7 protein-coding genes are annotated in these 7627 nt (G+C 40.4%); 2 read left to right on the top strand and 5 right to left on the bottom strand.

The annotated features are described in order from the left end of the window. From PAN06_RS12215 to PAN06_RS12195, 5 genes are all read right to left on the bottom strand, one after another. The coding region (locus PAN06_RS12215; RefSeq protein ID WP_269796447.1) for a LacI family DNA-binding transcriptional regulator at positions 1 to 151 on the bottom strand (151 nt) is incomplete at its 3' end. A gap of 9 nt (positions 152 to 160) precedes the next feature. Beyond that, on the bottom strand, positions 161 to 961 hold the full coding sequence (locus tag PAN06_RS12210) for a DUF1189 domain-containing protein (RefSeq protein WP_269796446.1): 801 nt from the start codon (positions 959 to 961) through the stop codon (positions 161 to 163). Positions 962 to 1258: 297 nt separating this feature from the next. Then, complete coding sequence (locus tag PAN06_RS12205) at positions 1259 to 2101, bottom strand: sugar ABC transporter permease (protein WP_004236955.1); 843 nt, start codon at positions 2099 to 2101, stop codon at positions 1259 to 1261. 1 nt (position 2102) lies between these two features. Next, entirely contained in the window at positions 2103 to 3395 is a 1293-nt protein-coding gene (locus PAN06_RS12200; RefSeq protein WP_000414955.1) for a sugar ABC transporter permease, read from the bottom strand. A 110-nt stretch (positions 3396 to 3505) separates the two neighbouring features. After that, the gene (locus PAN06_RS12195; protein WP_061590125.1) at positions 3506 to 4777 is read right to left on the bottom strand and encodes an extracellular solute-binding protein; all 1272 of its coding nucleotides are present in this window, start codon (positions 4775 to 4777) and stop codon (positions 3506 to 3508) included. 478 nt (positions 4778 to 5255) lie between these two features. Between PAN06_RS12195 and malQ the strand changes: the two genes are divergently transcribed. After that, positions 5256 to 6773: a 4-alpha-glucanotransferase gene (gene malQ / locus PAN06_RS12190; RefSeq protein ID WP_269796445.1), complete on the top strand. Its 1518-nt coding sequence runs from the start codon at positions 5256 to 5258 to the stop codon at positions 6771 to 6773. A 25-nt stretch (positions 6774 to 6798) separates the two neighbouring features. After that, positions 6799 to 7627: glycogen/starch/alpha-glucan phosphorylase (locus PAN06_RS12185; protein ID WP_269796444.1), on the top strand; the 829-nt coding region annotated here is incomplete at its 3' end.

The raw sequence follows: 7627 nt of genomic DNA, 5'->3' as shown, positions 1-7627 counted from the left end.
TGAGGTTGGGGTGGTAATTGAGCTCCTTCATAGCCTTACGAACGCGTTTTTTTGTTTCGTCGCTAATGGTTGATTTGTTTTGAATAACACGGGTTACGGTTGAAGGCGAAACACCAGCAGCCTTGGCCACGTCTTTAATCGTAACGGGCATAAAAATCTCCTATTTATGGTAATCTGGATCACGGAAATGCGTTTTATAAAAGATAGTGACCAGATACAGAACAAAAAGAATGTTTTGTACAGTAATGAGAGTTGTCATATTTTGGCCAAAGAGTCCCAAAATAAGCGTAATTAGAGTAGGTAATCCTAAACAGTTCAAGATAAAATGGTAGCACTCTTTAAAGGTCCTAAATGAAAAGAGGCGTGATTTCTTAGTGATATAAAGGAGAAGACTAGCTCCTAGAGAGACAATGAAGAAATTCAAACCAAAGAGGAAGCTCGCACCGAGAACCAGAAAGAGACTGATATAGACACGATTCTGCTGGTACCAGTCTTTAGAAATAGCTTGGGTCAAGCTGTCCTTGCTTTTGAAACTCTCAGTCTTAATCGCTCTGTAAGAGACGCGGGTCAGTTCTTTACTTTCCTTGCTGATGACGAGCTCATTCGTATCGAAATGCAGTTGCAAGTCCTTAGGTAATTCCTTGCTTTGACTTGGACCGATCACAATAGAAGGCGCTTGACTAGCTGTTCCAGTATAAGTTAATTTGCCATCAACAATTGTAGCGTGTTCAGAGAGATCCTGTACAACCTTATCTGTCAATGGTTCATAGACATTATCGATAAAGGTTTCTAGTGGATAAGTCTCCTGGGAGCTATTTTGGATGGCAATGGGTACCATAGATAAGCTGATAAGGAAGATACTGGTAAAGAGAAGTTGGAACCAGTTGAGTCCGAAACGTTTGGACAGGGGCTTATGAAATCCCCAAATACTTGAAAAATAGGAAAATGGATATGGAAGCATAGGTATCTTTCTAAAAGGTGTTTTCTATATGAGTATTATTATATAGAGAAATGTGCTTTATTTCAAGTCTAGGAGAAAAATTGCTTGTTGTAAGGGTATTACTTACAGTAACAATCGCTAATACTCAATGAAAATCAAAGAGCAAACTAGGAATCTAGCCGCAGGTTGCTCAAAACACTGTTTTGAGGTTGTGGTTAGAACTGACGAAGTCAGTAACCGTACTACGGCAAGGTGAAGCTGACGTGGTTTGAAGAGATTTTCGAAGAGTATAAAATGAAAAAGGGTGGCGGGGATATATTATCCCTTGTCGCCACCACTTGTAAGTCCTGAAACAAAGTTCTTTTGTAGGAAGAAGAAGAGAATACAGATTGGAAGGGCGATGAGGATAGCACCTGCTGAGAAGTAGGCAATCTTCATGTTTTTCACATTGCTAACGAAGGTTTGGAGACCTACGGCAACAGTAAAGTATTCTTTCTCACGAAGCAAGAAACTAGAGAGGATATAGTCTCCAAAAGGTCCCATGAAGGCCCAGAGAGCTTGTACGGCAACCATTGGGCGAACAAGTGGAAGAACAATTTGCCAGAAGCGGCGGAAGTGTCCTGCACCGTCTAGTTTTGCAGATTCGTCTAGAGACATTGGCACTGTATCGAAGTAGCCCTTCATGAGCCAAGCATTCATTGGGATACCACCACCAACGTAGAGGAAGATGAGGAACCAGCTGTGGTTAAGGGCGTTCAACATAAGTGCCATAACGAAGAAGGCTGTCAAAGCGGCCATGGTTGGCACCATTTGGATAATCAAGAAGAAAACCAAACTTTGTTTACGAGCCAAGAAATTGTAACGGCTATAAGCATAACCAGCAAGTACGATAATACTTGTTTGAACAGCCATAGTAATTAAGGCGATAATCAAAGTGTTGAGGTACCAAGTACCGTACAAGGTTTCAGTGAAGAGGCCTTTAAAGTTATCAAAATTGAGATCGATATTAGTATCTAGTTTAAAGGCTGAGACGTTACCTGCTTTAAAGGCTGACATGATGGTAATCAAAAGTGGATAGATAATCACGATTGATAGGCCAATTAAGTAGAGGTAAGTAAGGGTTTGAGTCAGTCTACGTTTGAGTTTAATTGAGTTATTCATCTTAGACATCCTCCATATCAAATGCGTGTAGTTTCTTGAATGCGATCATAGAGATTGAGATGACAATGATAGAGATAATCAAGGTAACAGCTGCCGCCATTGAGTATTGAGGAGATGTACCTGTTGTCAAACGGTAAATCCATGAGATCAAGATATCAGTTGAACCGGCTCCCCCTCCGACACTACCAGGACCTCCACCATTGAAGAGGTACATGATAGAGAAGTTGTTAAAGTTGAAGGTGTATTGGCTAATCAAAGTAGGTGCCGCAACAGCCAAGATCATTGGGAAAGTGATGTTGCGGAATTTTTGCCAAGCATTAGCACCGTCAATATAAGCTGCTTCGTAAAGGTCGTTAGGAATAGATTGTAAGATACCTAAAGTCAAAACATAGATGTATGGGAATCCAAGCCAACCTTGCATCATAATCAAGGCAACCTTAGTCCAAGTAGGGTCTGTTTTCCAAGGGATAAGAGCCCCATCAAGGAAAGGAAGGAATTTAGCAAAGATCGGCAAGACTTGAGTGTTGATAGCACCGACACTATCATTAAACATATTTGAGAATGTCAAGATAGTGATGAAGGCTGGGACAGCCCAAGGAAGAAGGAAAATAACACCGAAGATACGTTTTCCTTTGATAAATGGTTGGTTAGCAATGATAGCTGTGAAGATACCAATCACGATCTGTAAAGTTGAGGCAGATAAAGCCCAAATGATAGTCCAAGAAAGAACAGAACCAAAGGCAGAACGGAAGGTACTCAAACTCCAGATGTTCGTAAAGTTTGTCAAACCAACCCAGTCCAACAATTTGTTTGGTGGCAAGTGTTGGAAGTCGTAGTTGGTAAAGGCAATCATCAAGGTTACGATAACTGGGAAGATAATCGCAAAAGTCATTGCAATATAAGATGGAATGATCAAGAGGTAAGGGAAACCATTTTCATAGATTCCTTTGACCATTTCTTTAAAGGTAAGTGCTACTGGAATACCATTGTTAATGTGTTTAGCAGTTGTATGTGCATCTTTGATATTTGCGAAATAAAAGAGTACATAAACAACTACAAAGATTAAATGGAAGGCACCACGAATCAGCATGAAGAGGGAATTATCACGACCTGGCTTGTCACCAAGAGTGATGAGGTTGCTCAATTCAGGGGCTGCAAGTGCTAGGAAATAAAGGACAAATACGATGGTTACACCAAGGAAGATAAAACCTTTGGCTTTTTGTTTATTGTAAATCTGTCCTAACCCAGGAATGATAGACAGCAGGGCTGCTTTACTAGGTTGTTGCTTTTCCATAATAACTCCTTTCATAGGATACTGGTTTCTAATCAAAACCTAAACTATATATGTTTTTTATTGATAAATTCAAAGGGGGATTTGAATTCCACCCCCCTTGAACAAATTTTTTATTCACCAAATTTTTGTTTGATTGTTTCTTTGATCAATGTTACAGCATCGTTTGCAGCTGTTTTAGCATCTTTCTTACCACTTACAGCTTCAAACAACATTGTTTTAGCTGGGTCCCAAACAGCTGACATTTGAGAGATATTTGGCATTGGTTGAGCGTTCTTGAACTGTTTGATAACAGCTGTTGTCAACTCATCGTTTTTACCTTCAGCGTATGAACGAGCTTCAGTGTTAGCTGGGATTTCGTTAGTTGTATCGTAGAAGGCTTTTTGTTCTTCAGTTGAAACAAGGAAGTCTACAAATTTTTGAGCAGCTTCAAGGTTCTTAGTGCTTGATGGGATGATCCAAGCTTTACCACCACCGAATGCAGCATATTCTTTTCCGTTTGGAAGAGTTGGGATAGTTGCAACACCGTAGTTTACTTTAGCGTCTTTGAAGGCTTTAGCTTTCCAAGGTCCGTCAATGATAGCAGCTGTTTTACCTTCTTGGAATTGAGTTTGGATTAGGTTTCCAGCTCCTTCAGTATCTTGCATACCTTTAGGCCATTTTTCATACCAAGATTTAGCATAGTTGATACCTGCGATAGAACCGTCGTTTGCAAGACCGATGTCTTTAGCATCTTTACCGTTTTGTCCGAATACGTAACCGCCGTTACCAGCAAGAAGTCCGTATGCAAAGTAGAAGTTTGTCCAGTCAGCTAGGAAAGCAGAAGTTTTTCCATCTTCTCCAGCGAAGGCATATTTGCTATCTTTAGCAAGGTTTTCCAAGTCAGCAAATGTTTTTGGAGCTTCTTTTACCAAGTCTTTGTTGTAGTACATAACAAGTGACTCGATAACGGCAGGAGCACCGTAAACTTTACCGTCAGCAGCTGTTACAAGAGATTTAGTTTTATCATCTGTTTTAGCGCCGTCGCTCAACTTCACTTCTGAAAGTTGGCCGTCAGTACCAAGGCTACCTACACGGTCGTATGGTGCCATCATAACGTCAGCAGCTTTACCAGATTGGTTATCTAGAGAAAGGTTGTCAAGACCACCCATTTGGTCTCCGGTTTTGATAGTCACTTTTACGCCAGCTTCTTTTTCGTAAGCTTTTGCAGCTGATTCAGCAAATGCTTTATATTGATCTTCAACGTAAAGAGTGATTTCTTTCGCTTCAGATGAACCAGCATCAGCAGCTTTTTCAGCAGGTTTGCTTCCGCAAGCTACCAAAAGCAAGCTAGCAAGTGTAGCAGTTCCAAGCACAGCAGCGCTCTTCATGAATTTAGATGACATAGTGTATTCCTCCTAAAGAATAACAGATTTTATAATGAGGAAACGCAAACGTTTTCCTTTATGGGACTAGTATAGCACAATCGGAAAGCGGTTGCAAGTGTTTTTTGTAAAAATTTTTAAAAAAATTGTGAAAAAAGTAAACGCTTCCTCGTCATATAATAGTAGAAAATCCCAAAAATCGGTTTTGTTTTGAATTTAAAAAAAGTTGAGAAAACGATTGCCTGATTTACAAATGGAAACCAGAGAGGATTCTCGCTTTATTTTAGCTTAATGAGATAAGTGAAACACTTATTCCTATTTTGTTTGTTTCCTAAAAGAATATATATACGAGTAAGAAGAAAAAATTTTAAAAAAATAATCAAAAAAGTTATTTAAAACCGCTTGCATTTATCAAGAAAATAAGCTATACTAGTAATAGCGCAAACGTTTGCGCTCATAAAAATGTAATATCTAACTATAAACACATGAGGTGCTTATTATGAAAAAACGTCAAAGTGGTGTGTTGATGCACATTTCTTCTCTTCCGGGAGCATACGGAATCGGATCATTTGGTAAAAGTGCTTACGACTTCGTTGATTTCTTGGTTCGCACAAAACAACGTTACTGGCAAATCCTCCCACTAGGAACAACTAGTTACGGAGACTCTCCTTACCAATCTTTCTCTGCCTTCGCAGGGAACACTCATTTTATCGATTTAGATATCTTGGTGGAACAAGGCTTGTTGCAAGCAAGTGATCTTGAAGGAGTTGACTTTGGTAGCGATGCATCTGAAGTTGACTATGCGAAAATCTACTATGCACGTCGCCCTCTTTTAGAAAAAGCGGTAAAACGTTTCTTGGAAGTAGGAGATGTTAAAGATTTTGAGAAATTTGCTCAAGACAACCAATCATGGCTTGAACTCTTTGCAGAGTATATGGCTATCAAAGAGCATTTTGACAATCTTGCTTGGACTGAATGGCCAGATGCAGATGCTCGTGCTCGTAAAGCTACAGCACTTGAAAGCTACCGTGAGCAATTGGCAGACAAGTTGGTTTACCACCGTGTGACTCAATACTTCTTCTTCCAACAATGGTTGAAATTGAAAGCTTACGCTAACGACAACCACATCGAAATTGTTGGGGACATGCCAATCTATGTAGCGGAAGATTCAAGCGATATGTGGGCAAATCCACATCTCTTCAAGACAGATGTCAACGGTAAGGCTACTTGCATCGCAGGATGCCCACCAGATGAATTTTCTGCAACTGGTCAGCTTTGGGGTAACCCAATCTATGACTGGGAAGCAATGGACAAAGACGGCTACAAATGGTGGATTGAACGCTTGCGTGAAAGCTTCAAAATCTACGACATCGTTCGTATTGACCACTTCCGTGGCTTCGAATCTTACTGGGAAATCCCTGCTGGTTCTGATACAGCAGCACCTGGTGAGTGGGTGAAAGGTCCTGGCTACAAGCTTTTTGCAGCCGTTAAGGAAGAGCTTGGTGAGCTTAACATCATTGCAGAAGATCTTGGTTTCATGACAGACGAAGTGATCGAATTGCGTGAACGTACTGGCTTCCCAGGAATGAAGATTCTTCAATTTGCCTTCAACCCAGAAGACGAAAGCATCGATAGCCCACACTTGGCACCTGCTAACTCAGTAATGTACACAGGAACACACGATAACAATACGGTCCTTGGTTGGTACCGTAATGAGATTGATGATGCAACTCGTGAATACATGGCGCGCTACACGAACCGTAAAGAATACGAAACAGTGCCACATGCTATGCTTCGTACAGTCTTTTCATCAGTTAGTTTCATGGCAATTGCAACCATGCAAGATTTGCTAGAATTGGATGAGGCAGCTCGTATGAACTTCCCATCTACCCTTGGTGGAAACTGGTCTTGGCGTATGACTGAAGATCAATTGACACCAGCTGTCGAGGAAGGCTTGCTTGACTTGACAACAATCTATCGCCGAATCAATGAAAATTTGGTAGATTTAAAGAAATAATACAATATCAGGAGACACCTTAAACATGTTATCACTACAAGAATTTGTACAAAATCGTTACAATAAAACCATTGCAGAATGTAGCAATGAAGAGCTTTACCTTGCTCTTCTTAACTACAGCAAGCTTGCAAGTAGCAAAAAACCAGTTAACACTGGTAAGAAAAAAGTTTACTACATCTCAGCTGAGTTCTTGATTGGTAAACTTTTGTCAAACAACTTGATTAACCTTGGTCTTTACGACGATGTTAAAAAAGAACTTGCCGCTGCAGGTAAAGACTTGATCGAAGTTGAAGAAGTTGAATTGGAACCATCTCTTGGTAATGGTGGTTTGGGACGTTTGGCTGCCTGCTTTATCGATTCAATTGCGACTCTTGGTTTGAACGGTGACGGTGTTGGTCTTAACTACCACTTTGGTCTATTCCAACAAGTTCTTAAAAACAACCAACAAGAAACAATTCCAAATGCATGGTTGACAGAGCAAAACTGGTTGGTTCGCTCAAGCCGTAGCTACCAAGTACCATTTGCTCACTTCACATTGACATCAACTCTTTACGATATCGATGTACCTGGTTACAAGACAGAAACTAAGAACCGCTTGCGTTTGTTTGACTTGGATTCAGTTGATTCTTCAATCATTAAAGACGGTATCAACTTTGATAAAACAGACATTGCTCGCAACTTGACGCTTTTCCTTTACCCTGATGATAGTGACCGTCAAGGTGAATTGCTCCGTATCTTCCAACAATACTTCATGGTTTCAAACGGTGCGCAATTGATCATCGATGAAGCAATCGAAAAAGGAAGCAACTTGCATGACCTTGCTGACTACGCAGTTGTACAAATCAACGATACTC

Source organism: Streptococcus sp. SM3 (assembly GCF_027497875.1).
Note: the sequence above shows the minus strand (reverse complement) of the source record. Positions and strands in the feature narration are given on the sequence as shown.

Coding starts and splice junctions, on each gene's coding strand:
- PAN06_RS12205 (WP_004236955.1), bottom strand. CDS start 2,101: ATGAATAACTCAATTAAACTCAAACGTAGACTGACTCAAACCCTTACT.
- malQ (WP_269796445.1), top strand. CDS start 5,256: ATGAAAAAACGTCAAAGTGGTGTGTTGATGCACATTTCTTCTCTTCCG.
- PAN06_RS12210 (WP_269796446.1), bottom strand. CDS start 961: ATGCTTCCATATCCATTTTCCTATTTTTCAAGTATTTGGGGATTTCAT.
- PAN06_RS12195 (WP_061590125.1), bottom strand. CDS start 4,777: ATGTCATCTAAATTCATGAAGAGCGCTGCTGTGCTTGGAACTGCTACA.
- PAN06_RS12200 (WP_000414955.1), bottom strand. CDS start 3,395: ATGGAAAAGCAACAACCTAGTAAAGCAGCCCTGCTGTCTATCATTCCT.